The following is an 18,908-nucleotide window of genomic DNA, read 5'->3' as shown; positions in this document are numbered from 1 at the left end:
CGTGTGAACCTGACCTGCGTTGAAGTCGCTAACCCGGACTATCTCGAGGACTCAGTGCTGATTCCCGCGTCACAAATCCTTTCATTCGTCGTTCATCTCCGGCCCGACTCTCCCAAGCCAAACTCGTCATCGAGTGCCAGAGAATCAGGGGTGAACGCTTCCATGACCTCACCCCATATCTGAAAACGGTTGCCGAAGCTGAATCGGCGCGCGGCGCGCTGATACGTCTCCTGGCCGACGCGAGGTCCACTCAGATCATCCGTTGGAGGGGTTCGGGGTTCGTCTGCGAGGAAGTCTGATGCCCGCGGGGAGCCGCGAGGTCGGAATGAAGCCCCCGCCATTCGGGGCTTCCCGGGCGTGATGGACGTTACACGCCGACTTTGATGACGTTTGTGAGATCAGCCGCACACATAGGATTCGTGCAACTGACTTCCCTGATCACCGACTCCGAATGCCACGACATCCTGCAGCGCCACGCTGACGGTCTGGTCGAGGCTTCGGAGGCCCGCCGGCTTATCGCCGAGTCCCTCCACCGCTCCGCCATTGTGGCCGCTGTCGCAAAAAAAGGGCGGGCCGTTCGGACCCCAGATGGTTCAGGACCTGGCGGTTGAGATGGAGGAGCTGCTCTTCCAGAAGGTGATGCAGACCGAACCCGGAGGCTTTGACCTGGACCTCGGGCTCGACGCCTCGGCCTCCGGCTGGGCCCGCAGCCTGCTGCGCGCCGGATCCCTTTCCATGCTCCGCAACATCCGGACCCGGACGACGGCGAAGATGACCCTCGTGGACCCGTCCCCGATGCGCCAGTGGCAGGACGACGGCGTCTATGCCAATTCCTACTCGGCGTTCCACAACGCCGCCTCCGTCGACCGTACCGACCCGGCCCACATTAGCCAGACGATGGAAGACGCCGCGGACTGGCTGCGCTCCAAGACCCGGCATCTGCGGGACAGCTCCAAGCTGGCCGCCCAGGCCGCCACCATCATGCACGGCTACGGCGTCCCAGCCCTCGTCCGCCCCCAGATCATGGAGCGCAAGCGGCTCAAGGCCCTCGTCGACGCCGAACCGGGGCTTGCCCACCGCTCCATTGCCGCGATGCGCTCCCTCATCGAAGGCGAACCGTTCGAGGCCATCGACGAAGGCCTCATGGCACTCTGGGACGACTACAGCTTCGACCAGATCGACACCATCACCCGGGCAGCACCGCGCGTCGCCGGAGTCCTTGTCGATTCGGTCCTGGCCGACCGCGCCCGCCCCTCCCGCACCGTCCTTCGCTCATTCCGTGCCTCCGTCCGGGCCATGGGCAAGGGCCGCGGCTGGGCCCGCCTGGCCGAAGAGACCTGCGAGGCGTTCATCGCCCTGGAGTTCGAGGCGTACTCCTCGTTCGACACCACCGGCGCCGACTACCGCGACGAGCGGGTCGCCGGCCGCCGCATCGCCATCCTGAAGGCTCCCGACGTCTTCGCCCGCGCCCTGGCATTCAAGGGCCAGCGTCTTGGGCTGAACGAAGCCGACATGTACGAACAGCTTGACCGGCTGATCCGGTCCCTGACCGACGTGGAAGTAAAGGTGCCCGACGCCGCATGAATATCACTGACAAGATCAAGAGCCGCTTCACACGCCAGGCACTGGCCGGGCCCGCGAAATGGGTGGCCGCAGCCTTTAGCTCATTCGTCCATATTTTCGCCCTGGCATCGCTGATCCTCTTTGGTCCTTTCTTCCTCAGCATGGACGCCATGAGCTGGATCTTCCCGCTGCTGGTCGTCCTCCCCGGCATCATCACCATGACCCTGCTGCCCGGCGGCTGGAAGCGGTGGTACCGGTGGGCGGCCATGCTGGGCCTGGCCATGATGCTCACCGAGAGTTCCAACCCCTACATCGTCATCCTTGTCGGCGAAACCTGGATCCTGCACCAAAGCTGGGTCACCGAGCGGACTGTCCGCATCAAGGACCTTTTCCGCCGTGGCAAGGCACCAAATCCCGCCCCGCCCGCCGGCGCCAAGCCTAAGGGCTCCCGCCGCCCCAAGACCGCGTAAGGCCCCGCACACCCTTACGCGCCCGCCGGTCCCAGCGACCGGCACGGACCCGTCCATCGCCCCCACGAGGTGGACGGGTCCCCTCATCTCTGACGCCCGCGACCGGGCAGGAAGCATAGAGCTGCCATGATGCACGACGTACTCACCGAAACCGTCCGGATTGGAACCGGAATCCCTGACGCACAGCCGCGCCCGGGACAGACGGCACTTCTCAAGGATGTCGAGGAAGCCATCCGCACATCCGGTCACACGATCGGTGTAGCCCCCACTGGTGTTGGCAAAGCTCTTGACATCAACACACCGATTCCGACTCCCAGCGGATGGAAGCGAATGGGGGATCTGCAGGACGGCGACCAGGTGTTCGCCGAAGACGGCCGCATCACGACAGTGGTCAAAGCGCACCCCTTCCAATATGACCGTCCCTGCTTCGACGTCGTGTTCTCCGATGGCAGCCGCATCACTGCAGATGAAGAGCACCTCTGGTCGGTATCAACACGGGCTATGCGCGGGCTCGCATCGGAAGCCCGACGTGTTAGGAAGCGCCACGATTCCGTGGGCTACTACGAGCGGCTTCTGAAGCTCCAAGCAGCGCGTGCAAGCATTGACGTAACGGGGCACACGATGACTTTCAGCGAGATGGTCATCCGCTTCGGCGGCCTCCTCCGCAAGGACACGGTCTCAAAGGCCCGCAGAGCTCTGGGCGAGGCGAGGCTGTCAAAAGACGAGCCGTTCGATCTTCGTCCCGTCCTTGACCACTTCATTGCTAACGCTGATGCTCGGTCCGTCATCACGAACCAGGCACCCGCGGAAAGGGTCGTGGTCAGCACTGGCCAAATGGTTGACTCCCTCCGAGGCCAAGGAGGGGGGCTGAACTACGCCGTGGAGGTTGCGGATTCACTCGACATGCCTCACCGGCACGATCTTGAACTCCCGCCCTATGTCCTCGGTGCGTGGCTGGGGGATGGAACCTCTTGCCGAGCCCAGATCACATCCGAGAATTCAGAGATCCCCGACCTTATCGCTGCCGAGGGAGTAACGGTCGTAAAGCTGGGAGCCACCTACCTCTACTCGATGTTCATGCCCGGTGACCGGTGTACACAGGGAGGCAGGTCAACTGTCACCCAAAAGCTGGCGGAGGCCGGCGTTCTGAACCATAAGCACATCCCGACGAAGTACCTTCGCGCGTCCACTCAACAGCGGCTGGAGCTGCTTCAGGGACTTATGGACACCGACGGCACCATCAACAAGACCGGTCGATCCGAAATCGCAGTGTGCAAAAAGGAGTTGGCAGACAGCATCTACGAACTGATCTGCTCCTTGGGGATCAAGAGCACCTACAGGTCTGGACCGGCGGCCATTACCGAGGACGATCCTGACAACCCCGGACGAAAGCGTCGGCGAATCGTCGGCACGCGCTACAGGATTGGCTTTGTCACGACCCTGCCCGTATTTCGACTTGCCAGGAAAGTCGCGCTCCTTCCGACCAACAAGCGGGAGACTCATCTTCGCCGCTACATCGTTGCCATTGAACCCGTCGAGTCGCGTCCCGTCCGTTGCATTATGGTCGATTCGCCCTCCCACCTGTTCCTGGCTGGCGAGGCGATGATCCCTACGCACAACACATTCAGCCTGCTCGCCCCTGCCATGGTCGCCGCAGCCAAGTACGGCCAGCGGACCATCCTCAGCACCGAATCCCTGGCCCTGCTGAGCCAGATCCTGCACAAGGACGCACCTGTAGCTGCTGCAGCCTGCGACAAAGTCACGGGCACCAAGCCCAAGGTCGCGGTCCTGAAAGGCTTCTCCAACTACGTCTGCGGCCAGTCAGCACGCGACGCCGCTGAGACCCTCACCGACACGGTGGGCCAGCGCCCCTCCCTGCCCTCGCTCCGGTCCAAGGTCAAACGCCTGGCCAACCGCAAGGACCTGTTCCTGGACGGCCGCCCCTTCGACCCGGTAGCCGGGGTACCGCTGCTGCTGTGGGCCCTGTCACTGCCGGCGGACCAGGCCGGGGACAAGCAGTCCTACGCCGGGGTCACCACCCCTGAACTGTGGGACGCGGTCTCTGTCGGCCCGTCCGAATGCATCGGCGACACCTGCCCGATCTTCGACCTGTGCAAGCCGCGCGCTGCCCGGGCCAAGGCCGCCGAGGCGGACATCGTCGTCACCAACCACTCCATGCTCGCCGTCCAGGCAGCCAAGGGTGTCCCGGTCATCGTCGGCAACAAGACCCTCGGCGAATTCCACATCATCATGATCGACGAGGCGCACGCCTTGCCGGCGAACGTCCGTTCCGCCGGCGCCAGTGAGGTCTCGTCCGCGGCCGTCATGTCCCTGACCCGTTCCATTGCCCGGACCCTGGACGAGTCCGAGCCCGCTGTCGGCCGGCTGATCAAAGAGGGGAACGCCCTGGCCATCGAGCTGGAGGACGAACTCGCCGAGATGGCCAGGTACACGAAGGCCGGTGAGGTCTGCAAGATCAAGGAAGACGCCGACCCCGTCGAGACCTGCGGTGACATCCTGATCGGCTGGGCCCGCAGCGTGAAGAACGCCCTGGAAGGGGCCGCCAAGTCCAAGAACATCCAGGCCCGGCTCAAAGCCAAGCGTCTCTCCGGCCGGCTGGATGCCTTCATCGGCGCCGTCGGACAGGTCAAGCTGCACCGGATCGGGACCGCCCGCTGGATCGAGCAGAAGACCCCGCCGGCCAACGCCAAGGTCCAGACCCCGTACTGGTGCGCCAACGCGTCCCCGGTGAACATCTCCAAGCTGCTGCAGGCGAACCTGTGGACCGCGCCAGTCATGCCGGACGAGGAAGACGAAATGGTTCAGGCCATGAAGGAGGCCGGGGAGCCCGTCGAGGAGGAAGGGGAGACGTACCCGATGACGGTCATCGCCGTCTCCGCGACCCTGCCCTCCCGGTTCGGCTACCAGATCGGCCTGACCGCCGAGAACGCCGCCTACCCGTCCCCGTTCGACAAGGCGTACGACGACTCCCTCCTCTACATCCCGAAGCTGACGCCGGCTGAGATCCCGGAGATGTTCCCCGGCTGGCGGCCCGGCACCAAAGGCAAGTTCAACGGCGCGCTGCACCAGGCGTGGGCGACCAGGAAAAACGTCGAGCTCGTCGAAGCCAACGCCGGATCGGCCCTGATCCTGTCGGCGAACTCCGCAGCCGGAAAGGCCTACGCCGCAGCCCTGCGTCGCGCCGCGAAAGGCCGCTGGAATGTCTACTCCCAGTGGGACGGGCTCTCCACCCAGCAGCTGACCAACCTCTGGCGCGACGATGTGAAATCCGTGCTGGTCGGCACCAAGTCGTTCATGACGGGCGTGGACGCCAAGGGCCGCACCTGCTCCCTGGTCACCATCGACCGGATACCGCGCGCGGCCGGCAACCCGGTGGACGACGCCCGGGTTGAGGCGATCATGGACACCCTGCAGATCGGCAAGTGGGCGGCGGACACCTACGTGTACGTCTCCGACGCTGCCCTGCTCCTCGAACAGGCCCCGGGCCGACTGATCCGGTCCGTGTCCGACTTCGGCATGGCCGCCATCCTGGACCCGCGGATGCTGAAGACCGGTCCGGTGTCCTACCCGGAGGCGACCCGGAAGGTCTACAAGGACGCCGCCGCCCGGTTCAGCAAGGTCACCACCAGCCAGGCAGCGGCTGAGGAATACCTCCACCGCATCAGCGCGGAAGCATTCGCCCTCGCCTCCTGACGTTTTTCAAAGTCGCCGCACACAGACTCGTTACCGGCACCACCCACCGAGCGCCACCCACAAGCCACGAAAGGCAGACGCCATGTCACCCGTCACCACCTCTACCTCCCCGAAGTCCGTCGTCGTTTTCGGCAAGGAAAAGGGATGCGTCCAATGCAACGCCCAGGACCGCGCGGTCGCCAAGACCAACCTCCTGATCACCAAGAAGAACGGCTCCACTGAAGAGAACAAGGAGTTCTGCAAGTCCCTCGGCCACATGCAGGCCCCCGTCACCGTGGTGTACCAGGACGGCGTCGTCATCGACCACTGGGGCGGTTTCAACCCCGGCAAGATCGAGGAGCTGAACAACGACCCGCTGGTCGAGCGAGTCGCACCCGTCCTCGAGCTCGTCGCAGCCTGAGCAATAGCCCAGCCGAACCCGCCGTCCACCTCCCTGGGCGGCGGGTTTCTCTTTCCCGCCCCAGCAAAGATGTCCCGACCACGCGAAAGGCACCCATGAACACCCGCACGGCCACCCCAATTGCCGCCCGGATCCTGGCCCTCAGGCCGAACGACGCGGCCCGGAACAGCCGCGTGCTGCCCGAAATCGCCGCCGTCCACTTCTGGGATCCTTCCTGCGTTGCCGGAGCAGTGATCATCGGGGCCGATGGAGCGTATCTCTGTGCCGATGCCTCGGTTCCCTGGGAGCAGCACCTGGTTGCGTACGCCGCTGGTCACAGGACATCCGTGACCCAGTAGAGCCTTGGCCAGGACGGCCGTGAGCGCCGTCTCTACGCATGCTTCCTAATGTGAAGACCTTGACGATCCCGGCCCCGTCTGTGGCCCCGGTACGACAGCGTGCCGCAGAGGACGGAGCCGACCCGTGGACTGATATGGCCACAGTGGTAGCCCTCTTCGTAGAGCAGACCGGCAATCTCCCCGTCCTCGGAGCGGAGCCAGGGGAGGACGAGCTGGCAGGATGGCTGGCCGTCCAGCGCCGCGCCTGCCAGCAGCGCCGGATGACCCAAACGCACCGAAAGTTCCTGGACACCCGCATCCCGGGCTGGCGCCAGTCCCGTGACGAACGCTGGAACTCCCAGCTGTCCCTCCTGGCCGAGGCCCGCACCGCCGGTGTCCCCCTTCGTGGCCAGCTGAAGGTGTGGCTGAAATCCCAGCGGCGGGTGGCCGCCGCCGGAAAGCTGCGCCCGGACCGCCGGCAAGCCCTGGACACCAGGACTCCGGGATGGGACCGGCCCGCAGTAGACCCGGAGCTGCTGTGGCTCGGTCGGGCAGAGGACCTGGCCAACTATCTGGACTTCTCCGGCAGGCTTCCGGCCAGCTCCAGCATCGACACCGAGGCAACCGCTCTGTACCGCTGGATGAGCTACCAGCGAGGACTGGCACGGGCCGGGAAAATCACCAGGGCCCGCCGCAAATGGCTGGATAAGAACGTTCCGGGCTGGCTGCCCGAGCACGATGGCCGGCAGGTTCACTGGGCCGCGCAGGCCAAGGCGCTGGAGGTTTTCCGGGAATCCACGGGCCGGTGGCCGAGCGTGGCCATCTCCGCCGAAAGGAAGCTGGCACGGTGGCTGGGCACCCAACGAGCCGCGGCACGGGCCGGGCGGATGACGCATGACCGGCTGGAGGCACTGGACGCCGCCGCTGCCGGCTGGCTCCGGGAGAGGCAAGGAGTGTGACCGCAATGCTTGATGAGAAAAAGACCGTCGAACTCGTAGCTGCATTCTTCGCCGAACACGGACGCTGGCCCTCAGCCGCTTCACCGTCCAGCTATGAACGCGGCGCCGGCGTCTGGCTGAACGAACAGCGCGTCGCCGACTCGACCGGCACGATGGACCCGTTCCGGAAGTCCTTCCTCGATCACCACCTGCCTGGGTGGAGATCGTCAGCCGAAGACATCTGGCAGGAACGGGCCCGCGAAGCCTCCGACTTTGTCCTCTGCCACGGCCGGCTGCCGGACATGGGCGCTGACACGAAGGGAGAGCAGCTCATTGCCATTTGGCTTAACAGCCAGCAGGCCCTCGAACGCACCGGCAACCTGCCCACCGCCCGGCGCCTCTGGCTGAACGGGCACTGTCCCGGGTGGCTGGGCTCTGCCCCGAAACGCTCCGCCAGCCTCGCCGGACCGGTGTTCGCGCTCAAACGACGCCCGTCGTAAAAGTGTCCGCATAGAGAAGGCCATGAACCTACTTATTTGCGACACAGCGGACAACGCCCTGGCCGACACCCAGCTCCACAACACGGTCAAGATGGCCTACCTGGACCCGCCCTACAACACCGGGCGGAAGTTCAACCAGTACAGCGACTCCTCCCCGTTGAAGGACTGGCTGGCTATGCTCGAGCGCACCTTAACCGGCGTCCGGGACACCCTCACCGAGGACGGGAGCGTCTTCGTCCACCTGGATGACCAGTACATCCACCGGGTTCGCTGCATCATGGACGACGTCTTCGGCGACCGCAACTACGTCGGCACGATGATTTGGGAAAAGAAGAACCGGGGTTCCTTCCTGCACGCCCACCTGGCAGACGTCACCGACCACGTCCTCGTCTACGCCAAGGACAAGTCGAAGATGGCGCCCCTGGTCCATTCCTCCACCGAGGTCGGCAAACGGATCCCGGTCCACAACAAGGGCAACAAGCCATCCGTGCTGGAGTTTCCCGCCGGCTGCATGACCTTCAACTTCCCGGACCAAACCATCCCGGCCGGCCCGATGAACACCCCGACGATCACCTCGGACCTGCTCGATGACCTGGTCGTCGAAAACGGCACGAACAAGAATGCCTTCCGCATGACCGGGCCCTTCCGCTACGGCCAGGACGCCGTGAACAAGATGGCCGAGACCCCCGGTGCGTTCATCTGCCCGCGGCAAATGCTCCGTCCGTCCTTCGTCTCGCAGGAATCCAAGGGCAAGGTCCTGACCAACCTGCAGTCGTTCAGGATCAACGGGTCGCCGACCAACGAGGACGCACGCGCAGAATCCGAATCCATCTTCGGCACCGAAATGGGCGCTGCCTTCGACACCCCAAAGCCCGAAGCCCTGCTGGAACGGCTAATCGCCGCTGCCACCGAGCCCGGAGACACCGTCCTGGACTGCTTCGCAGGCTCCGGCACCACCCTGGCCGTCGCGCAGAAACTGGGGAGGAACTGGATCGGCGTCGAACTCAGCCCCGAAACAATCGCCAACTACATCGCACCGCGCATCGACGGCATCCTCGCCGGCACCGATCCACTGCCGCTGACCGGCTACACCACCTCCACCGAGCCGTACACCGTCGAGTATCGGACGGCCGCGGCTGCCGCTTGATGACCTTGAGCGGCGGTGGAGGCACCGCGGGTTTCCGGGCCAACGGTGACAGCGTCGGTATGTTCCGCACACATAGGCAGGGTGAACACAACAGCGAAGCGTCAGCGTCCCGCCACCGCCCGTCCCATGACCCCCGCACCCGGGCAGTCATTGGCCGAGAAATTCCCGGCATTCGCCGCCGAGTGGGACACCACAGCGAATGGCGACCTCACGCCGAATGATGTCAGCTACGGCTCCGACAGGGCCGTTTCCTGGCTGTGCCCCAACGGGCACCCGCCGTACATCAAGAAAGTCTGCTACCGGACATCCCGCAACCGCGGCTGCCCGGTATGCGGCAGGGCGAAGCTCGACGCACCCAAGAAGGGCAAGTCCCTCGCCGACGCGTTCCCCGACATTGCCGCCGAATGGGACTACGAGAAGAACCACCCTTTGACCCCCGCCGATGTGGCGCCCCGGTCCAACAAGAAGGCCTACTTCATCTGCCCGAAGGGGCACGGCTCCACCGAGTCCTACATCAGCAACCGCACCGCCGGAAACGGATGCCCCGAATGCGGACGCCAGCGCGGTGGGCAGGCGAACACCGCACGGGCAATCGCCCGCGGCACCCTCGCCGAAGTCAATCCGTCGCTGGCTGCCGAATGGAACACCGAGCTCAACGACTTCACCCCTGGCGACGTGAGCCCCGGAAGCCCCCGGGCGGCGTGGTGGAATTGCCCGGCGGGCCACGAACCGTACCTCTCGCAGGTAGCGCGCCGTCACAGCGGACAGGGATGCCCTGTCTGTGCCAACATCCGCCGTGCCGCAGCGATCAGCTACAAGGGGCCGAAGCCGGGAACCACGCTGGCGGATAAGCGCCCCGACTTGATCCCGGCATGGGACATGGAGCGCAACACCCTGACGCCGGCCGACGTTTCGCCCAGCAGCCACAAGGTGGTCCACTGGATCTGCCCGGACGGACACCGGTTCGAACGCACAGTCATCCGCCGGGCGGCCAGCAATATCTGCCCTGTCGAACGTGATGAGCGCAGGGCCGCCAGGGCTGCCTAGTGGCCCATGCTGGCCCCACCGTCGACCGGGATGACCGCGCCGGAAATGTAGGCCGCCTCATCGCTGGCCAGCCAGCGGACAACCCTGGCAATCTCGGAAGGCTCTGCGAACCGGGCCGCCGGGATTTCACCCAGGTACTGCTTTTTCACGTCCTCGGAGACGTCGTTGAAGATGTCGGTAAGCACCACACCCGGCATGACCGCGTTCGCGGTGATTCCACGTGCGCCCAGTTCACGGGTAATGGACCGGGCCAGGCCGATCATGCCTGCCTTGGATGCCGAATAGTTGACCTGGCCGGGCACCCCCCGGATACCGGACGGCGATGAGATCAGCACGATCCGACCCTTGCGCATCTTGATCATGCCCTTTGCGGCACGCTGAACGACACGGAAAGCACCGGTGAGATTCGTGTCCAGGACGGAGGTGAAATCATCGTCGGACATCCGCATCAGCAGGGTGTCCTTGGCAATCCCGGCGTTGGGAACCAGGACCTCCACCGGGCCGTGGGCAGCTTCTACCGTCTTGAACGCTTCGTCAAGGGATTCGGCATCGGTGACATCGGCCTTCACGCCCAGGACGCCTTCGGGAAGCTCCGTCTCGCTTCGGTAGGTCAATGCTACCTTGTCGCCGTTCTCCAGGAAGGCCTCGGCGATAGCCAGGCCGATGCCCCTGTTACCTCCTGTAATGAGGACGCTGCGGCCGGTCGTGCGCTCTGCGGTTGCTGTCATTTTCATTTCCCTTCAGGTCAACCGTGACAGCTTACCGGTTGGATCTGAACATGCCTTTACCCGCTTTCTCTACGCATGTTTTGTGGTAGCAAGCCAGTATCGACAGAAAGACCGACATGAGCCAGAGCCCCGCCCCGATCACCATCGACCAACTCCGGAACCGCGAAATCATCGCAACCAAACTGCTGACGTCCGCCCCTGCGGAAGCCGACCGGCGCCAGACCATCATCACGGCACCGAGCGGGCCGATGTCAGTTTTCGGGCGCAAACTCGCGGGCCATGACGCCTGAATTCCGTTCACAGATAAAGCCGCCTTCCGGTTATGGAAGGCGGCTTTTCTTTGCCCGAAATAGTTCTGAAAAGAGCCGAAAACGGGGACCGGCAACACCTGTTCCGCACACATAAAAGACAAGGAAACCATCCGCAAAACCACCCAGGAGCATGTCATGGACGTCTGGATCGAAACCACTGCAGGAACCCTCGTGAAGGCGTCCTCCACGACTCACATTTCAATGCGCCAGAGTGATTCAGGCTGGGATGTCAGCGTCTCGGCCTCCGCAGCACCGGCACCGTTCGCTACCGGGTTGGCCGACAAAGACGCTGCCCGAAGCGTCCGCAACACCCTGGCACTGAGCATGTCTACCGCCGCTAATGCCAAGGAGCCCCAGGTCGTTGTCTACGACGATCAAGACCTGCGCGTCTCCTGCTACACCCTCGCCGCCTAAACGGTGAGGGGAGGGCCGTCAGCCTGCTTGCCGCATAGGGAAAGCCATGGCCCTCACCGCAGTCCTCACCGGGACTTACCGCAACCCCGAACTCCGCTTCAAATTCGGATGGGGCGCAGTCCTGCCCAACGGCAATTCCGCCCAGGATTGGGTGAAGAAGCTGCCGGGCCGGCGCTGGGACAACTCCGAGAAGACCTGGTACATCACGGCCACCGGAACCCACCCTGACCGGTTCTTTGAAGCAGCCAAAATTGAGGTGGACTACTCCGAAGCGTCCGGCGACCTGGCGGGGCTCGATTCCTTGGAACCACTGTGGCGCCCGCTGGTGCAGCGGTCGGAACGCTACCCCCACATGGTTTTCGTCCGCCCCCGGCTGGCCGGCTTCGAGCGGATGAGCGCCATCCTGGGCCCAGGTGCGATCTGGGACAAGACCCGTCAGCGCTTCAACGTCATGCTCGCCGACCTCGTCACCGATGAAGGGGAAGCCAAGAAGGGGCTGCGCCTCGACCCGCTCACCTACGAGGCAGCCGTTCAGGCCAGACAGTTCGAAAATATTCCGGAGCCAGTCCGCGCAGCTGCCCGGGAACTCGCCCGATCGACCGGCGTCGACGGAGACGTCCAGGACGAGCTGTCCCCGCGGACCCAGGAACTTATCGACATCGTGGCGGCCCACACCGGATACCTGCCCAACTGGTTCGGCCTCGCGCTGTACCCGTTCCAGGTCGCCGGGGCCTACGCCATCGCCGGTGGACACCGAGCCCTTGCAGACTCGCCTGGTCTCGGTAAAACGCGCCAGGCCCTCGCAGCGGCCGCCATCAAGCGCTCCCGGCGCACTGTCATCGTCGTGCCGCCCCTGGTCGTGGAGAACTGGTGCCGCGAGGCGTACGCCGCTTTAGGGCCCGGACTCCAGCGGATCCAGCCCAAGCCAGCACCCGTTCCGCCGGAGCCGCCGAAGAAGAAGGCCAAGTCCCGTGCGAAGAAACCGGTCCGTCCACCCAAGAAGCCTGACTTCCCGGACTACATCGTCCCCATCCGCGCCGGCAAGAAGGTGCCGCCCTTCCCGGAAGCGGGCGTCGTCGTTGTCGCTGACTCCCTCCTTGGTTCCCGGCCCGAGCTCGTGGACGAGCTGGTCGCCTGGGCACCCCAGGCGGCACTCTTTGACGAGGTGCACCGCTCCCGGACCTGGGCCGGCCAGCGCGCCACCGCCAACCGGAACCTGGCGTGCTCAATCGACGCGCTCCGCCTGCCGATGACGGGCACCCCGTTCCTGCAGAACCCTGCCGAAGGCGTGAACATGCTCGCCATCGCCGGCCTCCTGGACCCGGTCTTCGGCGGTGCCTCCAAATTCATGGAGACCTACACGACCCAGAACCACTTCGGCGCGTTCCTGCCCAACCGCAAGATGCTGCCCCAGCTCGAGGAGATGCTCTCCCACAGTTGCTGGGTCCGGCGGAACAAGAAGGACGTCCTCAAGCAGCTCCCGCCCAAACTGCGCACCACCCGGTACGTCGAAATCGATCCCAAGGGGTTTAAAGCCGCCCACGACACGCTGCACGAGAAGGTCACCGAGTGGATCGACGAGCAGCGCGCCGCCGGGGAGGTCATCTCGAAGGAGACCATCAAAGAGTTCGCCCGGACCCGGGTGGACCTGATCACGCCGCTGCGCGCCGCGGCCGGCATCGCCAAGATCCCGGCAGCCATCGAGATCATCTCCGACTGGATGGAGGCGACCACCGAGGTCCGCAACGGCAAGAAGATCTACACCCGGCCGCTGACCGTCTGGGTCCACCACCAACCCGTCATGCAGGCCCTCATCGAGGCTGTCGAGAAGGCCGGCATCGCTGACACCGGCTTCATTGACGGGGGAGTGGCCCAGCACAAGCGCCAGGCCGTCGCGGACAAGCTGCAGAACGGTGAGATCGGTGTCATCTTCTGCTCCATCGGCGCCGCAGGCTTCGGCATCACCCTGACCGCCAGCTCGGACACCGTCTTCATCGAGACAGACTGGACCCCCGCAAACATCAGTCAGGCCGAGGATCGCACAAACCGCATCGGGCAGCAGAACACCTGCATGGTCACCACGTTGCTGGCCACCAACACCCTGGACGCCCACATGCGGGCCATCCTCCGGAACAAGGCCAAGGACCTGGACGTCATGATGCCCGGTGCGGACAACAATGTCACCCAGATGACCTCTGTCCTGAACGAGGAAACTAACGCGTACGAAGTCCTCACCGAGGAAGACCGCGAGCTGGAGAAGCAGTTCAAGTCCTTGGGCGACATTATCGAAGCGATCGTTCAGGATGTCCTGGACGCCCGCGGCCACGAGCTGGCGGCATGATGAGGGCTGAGCGGACTGCCGTACACATGGTGGACATGAGCTTTACCCAGGGTCCCTGCTGATGGCGGGGCTGAAGACCAAACCCGAGTACGAAGGACTGGCCGAAGCGGTCAGCCTTGGCATCGCGCTGCTCAAAAAGGCCAAGCAGAACACCTGGCCCGAGCTCGTCACAGCCATGGGCTCCAACAACCTGCTTGTCATCAAGGCCTTCAAGGCGGTCGATCTGACTGACGCCCAGCTGGACACCATCAATATGTGGCAACCGGTCCTGAACCTCGTGAAGGTCAATCCTGCCGTCATCCCGGTCATCTGCCCTGTTTGCGAGCACTACGTGCTGACCGCCGACTCCGCGCCGTCGCGGTGCATGGTCACGGCAGGCTGCGAAGGCAAGCCCTTCAAGGTCGCAGCCGCCACGGGCATCACTGCTCCCAAGACACCAGCAGGCGCTGCGAAGCCGGCTGCCCAGATTGCCGCCAAGATCGCAAAGACCCCGATAACCGCACCCGCGGCCCGGAAGTTACCTGCAGCCAAAGCCACTCCGGACGACGAGTACCTCGCCGACAACGCACCTGAGCTGTTGCCTATAGCAGAGGCGGGGCTGGCCGCTGGCCCACCGGCCGAAGAGCCAAGGCAGGCCCAGGAGGCTGCTTCGGTGCCGTGCTACGACGTCGTGCACGTCGAGGACGACGAAGACCCTTCGCCTGAGCCCCTACGCGTTTCAGACTGGCCGTCGAAATAGAAGCCTGCGTGAGGGCGCATTAAGTAGCATTCAGCTATGGAATACTGCGCATGCGGGCGTCAAGCGAAAATCCGATGTACTTCTTGTGGACGTCATGTCTGCAACGGACATGCGGGGCTATCAAATGCTGATCGTTTGGGCCTTGGGGTGTCAGCAATGATTTGCCAGACCTGCATTCAGGCGAATGATGTGTTGGCTTTGCGGGCAGTAGAGCAGTCGGTCTTGGAGAAACCGGGTCTCCAGCAGATTGTCGCAGCACTCAGCACGGCGGAGGGGCTCACGAGCCGGGGGTTCGACCGTTACCGTGATCTTGGAGTGAAGTTCGAGACTTTTCGTCCCTGGGATGAGGTAGAAAACCTCTATCGTAAATACCCGATCGAGATCCCGGACACGCAGTACTACCTTTGGGTGCGACGAACCTCTATGTTCGGCTCGAAAGCAACGCGACACCATATTGGTGCCGTTCCTGGGCGCCCTATCGGTATCTCTAACTCAGAGGGATACTCGATAGCATCAGGGCTGGTCACTTCCAGAGGTAAAGTCCTCAAACCTGCTCCCAGCGGTAGTTCCAATAGACACATGCTCACAACCGATTGGCAGATGGATTGGACTGGCAGTGGTGTCGGATTCAACTTCCTGGGCGCCCTCCAGGCTGTCAGCCGCTGGAAAAGCGTGTTCGAGAGTTACATTCGAGAGGATGCCTCAGTCTGCTACAGCAAGGAAGAATCGAAGAAATTCCTTGAATCAATATTCGGTGTGTGGAGACAACACGCAAAAGGCATCCACTTCCGGTAAACCCACCCTCTAAAAATTCATACGTGAAGGCTTGGGACGACCCGGGCTGACATGACCTTCAGATGGCCGCCGTCATCGCACTCACCTACGCGTGAGCCTTCTCCGGCTCTCTGGCCTCAGAAAGGACCCTCGCGACCGTCGTCTTGGAACAGCCGAGTCGCTGCGCTATGGCCCTCTGGCTGAGCTTCTCAGCGGCCAGTTCGTGGATCTTTGCCGGGTCCACTTCAGCGCGTGTTTTCGGGGTGGTCCGTGGGTGGTCCTTTTGGTGGTCCACCCCTGGTCCATAAAGTGGTCCACCCTGTGGTCCTTTTCGTGGTCCACCCGAAGTGCCCCACTGGTCCTTGATGCGGTCCATCTGGTCCGCGCGGACCAGTTGGTCCCGGGCCCGCTTCCGACGTTGGGCCACTGATCCATAGGCCGGCGCCACCACCAGGTTGACTGTCGTCTCGGTGGCGAAGAACAGACTGACGGGCATGATGGCGGCCAGGAAGGCGCCAAAAATGACGGTCGAATTCACCTCTGAAACAACCCCGTTTGGGGCCAGTACATGGGCTCCGTTAGCGAGCACCGACACCAAGGTGAAGAAGCCAATCGCCATCCACGAAAGGGTCGTGGATTCCCCTCGCGCCCTTTGAACACTGGCCGCAACGGCATAAACGAGGATTGTCGCGTCAACGACGATGGGCACCAGCCACCGCAGCATTTCCGGGATCCCCGCCCAAGCAGCCGCCTGGATCAGGCCGAGGAACGAGAGGGTAAAGCTTGCCGCCGCCAGTACCCCGACCAGGGTCAGCGACAGCAGCACCATCGTCCGGCTGTCAGGCTCGATACGTGAAGTCATGCCCCTCTTCCTTCCATGCCGGCGGCCCCTCCGGACCGCTTGGTGGCCCAGTCTAGGACCGGTCCCCGACAAAATCCCGGCGCAGGATGGACCAACTGAGGACCACCGGGTGGACCACTGAAAGGACCACCCTGGACCACCTGCATGGACCACCCAAAAGACCACCGATGGACCACCGCTTTGAACCAGCGATTGTTGGCGGTGAAGGAGACCCCCGGATCCGTACACATGAGCCGCATGAGCAACCCTTGGAAGACTCTCATCGCACTGGCCGCCGCGGCCCTGTTACTTACCGCTGCCACCGGATGCTCTGACGGCCAGAGGAGAGCAAACGTGGACGTCTCACCTGAAGGTCGTGCCGCCTACGAGACAGCCCGTTTTGGCACCGACGACGCGAAAATCGCGTCATCCCTGGAGCTGGCCCGGATGACCGCGGAAACCAAATCAGACAGCCCGGCAGCCGACGGCGTTGCCAACACGCTGCTGAACCCGAAGCAGTGGCAGACACAAGCCCACGCCAAGCTCTGCGAGTACACCGCCACCTTGATGGCCAACGCGGACCGTGACGGAACAGCCGTGTCCCAGCACACCCGCTCCATGGCCAAACGGATCCTGGATCGCTGCTGACCCGAGGGTGCCGAAAATGTGACCTCCAACATTTTTTCGCAGGATGCTGCGCGTTTTGTGAAGTTGCCGCACACACACCAGGCATGAGCAACGACAACGCATCCTCAGCCGGCATGAACCGCGTCCCCAAGGGCGTCCGCACTGGCGGCCAATTCGCGGCGACCGCACACGCCGAGCCGACCGTGAGCCTCGCGACGCAGCGGCTCAACGAACTGACCTCTGCCGAGGAAGTCATGGAGATCAGCTACAGCTCCACCAAGCTCTGGCGCCGCCGGTACAACCAGGCTGAGAAGTCGCTGGTCAAGGACGAAGACGACATCGCCCAGGAGACGATGCTGCAGTTCCTGGAGGCCATGAACCGCGGCAACAAAGTCACCGACTACAAGCAGTGGCTGACGTCCACCGCCGCGAACCAGACGGTGCGTGCGACCGAAACGGTGTTCCGGGCCGAAGACCGCCGCGCCTACGTCATCTTCGAGAAGCAGCGCGAGGAAATCGAGGCCAAGATCGGCCGGCCGATGACCCAGCGCGAAAAGACTGCCCTCGAACAGAAGGTCCGCGACGAGTGGCACGACCCGCGCCACAAGCCGTCCAAGGACTTCATGATTGCCCGCACCTTCGACCGTTCCCTTGACGCACCTCACGGCGTGGACGGTGGCGTTGAATCGACACTCGGAGCGACTCTCGTGAGCCCTGAAACCAGCGGTCACTACATCGAACCCGGCTCCTACATGGACCGTGCCCACCAGGCCATGGAAGAGACTGGCGCCGCGCACAAAGCCGAGATGAAGCGCCTGGCCTGGAATGCCATCGCCGAGGGCACCGGAGTTCCGATGTCCCAGCCGGGCAGCCTTTCCCAGCGCCAGGTCACCAAGCACCGCGGAGTCATGGAGAACCACAAGAACGGCATCCTTGGCGCCTGCAGGGCGTGGTCACTTGGCAACGACGGTGAAGCCACCGAAGCGCTCTTCGCACCGTTCGGAGAGATCGGCTTCGAGGAGCAGGAAAAGATCGTCGACACTCTCGAGCGTTTCGGTGCAGACCGCGCCCAGACCATGTGGGAGTCCGCCATGGCGATCGCCAACAACAAGCACAACAAGAAGAGCTAGGAGGTCTCAGTGCCCGCGAACCGAGTACCAAAGGGAGTCCGAAGCGGCGGCCAGTTCGCCGCCTCCTCCCACACGGAGCCCACCCTCAGCATCAACGACACTGACTTCCCGTCCGTCGGTGATGCTGACGTGGAGCAGCTCCGTGCACTGGCTGAGAGCAACGACCCGCTGGTCCGGGCAGAGGTGACCTCCAGCATTCGGGTCCCGGATGACGTCCTGGAGCGGCTCTCTGAAGCGGACCAGCCGGCGTCAGTGCGGCTCGCAGCAGTGAACACCGGGTATGCGGGCACTGCTGACCGGGCTGCGGAGGATCCGCACCCGCTGGTGCGCGCCGCCGCACTGGCCGGCTGGGACCTGTCGGACAAGAACCGCGAACGACTCAACCACGACCCAAAAGTTCAGCGGGTCATGGGGTTTATTTCCCGCTGAACGGCCGTCCCTCAGATCTCTACGCATGTGAATGAGTAGAAGTACCCCGCAGAAATAAACGACATTCGCCACCGGCGGGTGCGTCCAAGAAAGGCAAGAAATGAGCGCACTTCCCATGGCCGTCCCGACGGCAGCTGACAAGGTTGACCTCAAGGGCGGCTGGGACGCCTTCTGGGGCGCCATCACCTCCGGCTTCCCAGGCATCACGACTCTCATGACAGTCGTAGGCGTCTGCCTCGTGGTCTTCGCCCTCATCAAGTGGGCCTGGGACCGCCGCCGCGGAGGCGGAATGGGCCAGGGCTCGCAGCCGCTGTGGGGCGCGCTGATCCCCGGCGCGATCCTCGCAGCCCCGGCCCTCCTGTTCCCGCTGCTGCTCGGCGTCCTCGACTTTGTCGCGAACATCGCGATCAAGCTGGCCGAGACCGCGACTTCCGGTCACTAAGCCCGGCCCTCGGGCTTGAACAACCGATGAGCCGGG

The 18,908-nt window shown here is 63.8% G+C and carries 21 protein-coding genes; 19 read left to right on the top strand and 2 right to left on the bottom strand.

The annotated features are described in order from the left end of the window. Positions 1-419: 419 nt before the first annotated feature. From ACNAOU_RS24600 to ACNAOU_RS24555, 10 genes are all read left to right on the top strand, one after another. A complete protein-coding gene (locus ACNAOU_RS24600; protein ID WP_422759086.1) occupies positions 420-611 on the top strand; it encodes a hypothetical protein in 192 nt (63 codons plus the stop codon). Then, positions 589-1,584, top strand: coding sequence for a hypothetical protein (locus tag ACNAOU_RS24595; RefSeq protein WP_422759085.1), 996 nt, complete (start codon positions 589-591; stop codon positions 1,582-1,584). Before ACNAOU_RS24600 ends, ACNAOU_RS24595 begins: the two co-directional genes overlap by 23 nt. Continuing rightward, positions 1,581-2,033 carry a hypothetical protein gene (locus ACNAOU_RS24590; protein ID WP_422759084.1) on the top strand — a complete coding sequence of 151 codons (453 nt, stop codon included), beginning with the start codon at positions 1,581-1,583 and terminating at the stop codon, positions 2,031-2,033. The genes ACNAOU_RS24595 and ACNAOU_RS24590 overlap by 4 nt, the downstream gene beginning before the upstream one ends. 126 nt (positions 2,034-2,159) lie before the next feature. Continuing rightward, complete coding sequence (locus ACNAOU_RS24585) at positions 2,160-5,747, top strand: helicase C-terminal domain-containing protein (protein WP_422759083.1); 3,588 nt, start codon at positions 2,160-2,162, stop codon at positions 5,745-5,747. A gap of 82 nt (positions 5,748-5,829) precedes the next feature. Next, a complete protein-coding gene (locus ACNAOU_RS24580; RefSeq protein ID WP_422759082.1) occupies positions 5,830-6,147 on the top strand; it encodes a glutaredoxin family protein in 318 nt (105 codons plus the stop codon). A gap of 95 nt (positions 6,148-6,242) precedes the next feature. Then, positions 6,243-6,485 (top strand): hypothetical protein, encoded by a 243-nt coding sequence (locus tag ACNAOU_RS24575; RefSeq protein ID WP_422759081.1) that lies wholly within the window; start codon positions 6,243-6,245, stop codon positions 6,483-6,485. Between the two features lie 50 nt (positions 6,486-6,535). After that, a complete protein-coding gene (locus ACNAOU_RS24570; RefSeq protein WP_422759080.1) occupies positions 6,536-7,423 on the top strand; it encodes a helicase associated domain-containing protein in 888 nt (295 codons plus the stop codon). Between the two features lie 5 nt (positions 7,424-7,428). Next, entirely contained in the window at positions 7,429-7,902 is a 474-nt protein-coding gene (locus ACNAOU_RS24565; RefSeq protein ID WP_422759079.1) for a hypothetical protein, read from the top strand. A gap of 22 nt (positions 7,903-7,924) precedes the next feature. Beyond that, the gene (locus tag ACNAOU_RS24560) at positions 7,925-9,049 is read left to right on the top strand and encodes a site-specific DNA-methyltransferase (RefSeq protein WP_422759078.1); all 1,125 of its coding nucleotides are present in this window, start codon (positions 7,925-7,927) and stop codon (positions 9,047-9,049) included. 81 nt (positions 9,050-9,130) lie between these two features. Further along, positions 9,131-10,096, top strand: a complete 966-nt coding sequence (locus ACNAOU_RS24555; RefSeq protein ID WP_422759077.1) for a zinc-ribbon domain-containing protein — start codon at positions 9,131-9,133, stop codon at positions 10,094-10,096. Here ACNAOU_RS24555 and fabG read toward each other — a convergent pair. Then, positions 10,093-10,824, bottom strand: coding sequence for a 3-oxoacyl-ACP reductase FabG (gene fabG / locus ACNAOU_RS24550; protein WP_422759076.1), 732 nt, complete (start codon positions 10,822-10,824; stop codon positions 10,093-10,095). The two genes, ACNAOU_RS24555 and fabG, sit on opposite strands and share 4 nt — an antisense overlap. Before the next feature lie 116 nt (positions 10,825-10,940). Here fabG and ACNAOU_RS24545 point away from each other — a divergent pair, with 116 nt between their 5' ends. From ACNAOU_RS24545 to ACNAOU_RS24525, 5 genes are all read left to right on the top strand, one after another. Next, positions 10,941-11,114 carry a hypothetical protein gene (locus tag ACNAOU_RS24545; RefSeq protein WP_422759075.1) on the top strand — a complete coding sequence of 58 codons (174 nt, stop codon included), beginning with the start codon at positions 10,941-10,943 and terminating at the stop codon, positions 11,112-11,114. Positions 11,115-11,270: 156 nt separating this feature from the next. Next, positions 11,271-11,549: a hypothetical protein gene (locus tag ACNAOU_RS24540; RefSeq protein ID WP_422759074.1), complete on the top strand. Its 279-nt coding sequence runs from the start codon at positions 11,271-11,273 to the stop codon at positions 11,547-11,549. Positions 11,550-11,595: 46 nt separating this feature from the next. Then, positions 11,596-13,890 carry a DEAD/DEAH box helicase gene (locus tag ACNAOU_RS24535; protein ID WP_422759073.1) on the top strand — a complete coding sequence of 765 codons (2,295 nt, stop codon included), beginning with the start codon at positions 11,596-11,598 and terminating at the stop codon, positions 13,888-13,890. Between the two features lie 61 nt (positions 13,891-13,951). Then, entirely contained in the window at positions 13,952-14,629 is a 678-nt protein-coding gene (locus ACNAOU_RS24530; protein WP_422759072.1) for a hypothetical protein, read from the top strand. Positions 14,630-14,776: 147 nt separating this feature from the next. After that, entirely contained in the window at positions 14,777-15,424 is a 648-nt protein-coding gene (locus tag ACNAOU_RS24525) for a hypothetical protein (protein WP_422759071.1), read from the top strand. Positions 15,425-15,509: 85 nt separating this feature from the next. On the opposite strand, the gene ACNAOU_RS24520 is transcribed toward ACNAOU_RS24525, so the two are convergent. Next, positions 15,510-16,265, bottom strand: a complete 756-nt coding sequence (locus ACNAOU_RS24520; RefSeq protein WP_422759070.1) for a DUF2637 domain-containing protein — start codon at positions 16,263-16,265, stop codon at positions 15,510-15,512. 333 nt (positions 16,266-16,598) lie between these two features. On the opposite strand from ACNAOU_RS24520, the gene ACNAOU_RS24515 reads away from it, so the two are divergent. The 4 genes from ACNAOU_RS24515 (at position 16,599) to ACNAOU_RS24500 (ending at position 18,872) form a co-directional block, all read left to right on the top strand. Then, complete coding sequence (locus tag ACNAOU_RS24515) at positions 16,599-16,892, top strand: hypothetical protein (RefSeq protein WP_422759069.1); 294 nt, start codon at positions 16,599-16,601, stop codon at positions 16,890-16,892. Positions 16,893-16,975: 83 nt separating this feature from the next. After that, the gene (locus tag ACNAOU_RS24510; protein ID WP_422759068.1) at positions 16,976-18,001 is read left to right on the top strand and encodes a hypothetical protein; all 1,026 of its coding nucleotides are present in this window, start codon (positions 16,976-16,978) and stop codon (positions 17,999-18,001) included. Between the two features lie 9 nt (positions 18,002-18,010). Further along, a complete protein-coding gene (locus tag ACNAOU_RS24505) occupies positions 18,011-18,430 on the top strand; it encodes a hypothetical protein (protein WP_422759067.1) in 420 nt (139 codons plus the stop codon). A 100-nt stretch (positions 18,431-18,530) separates the two neighbouring features. Then, on the top strand, positions 18,531-18,872 hold the full coding sequence (locus ACNAOU_RS24500; protein ID WP_422759066.1) for a hypothetical protein: 342 nt from the start codon (positions 18,531-18,533) through the stop codon (positions 18,870-18,872). Positions 18,873-18,908 lie beyond the last annotated feature (36 nt).

Source organism: Paenarthrobacter sp. C1 (assembly GCF_049315185.1).
In the GTDB taxonomy this organism is placed as follows: Bacteria; Actinomycetota; Actinomycetes; order Actinomycetales; family Micrococcaceae; genus Arthrobacter; species Arthrobacter nicotinovorans.
This window is presented reverse-complemented; position numbering and strand designations above follow the sequence as displayed.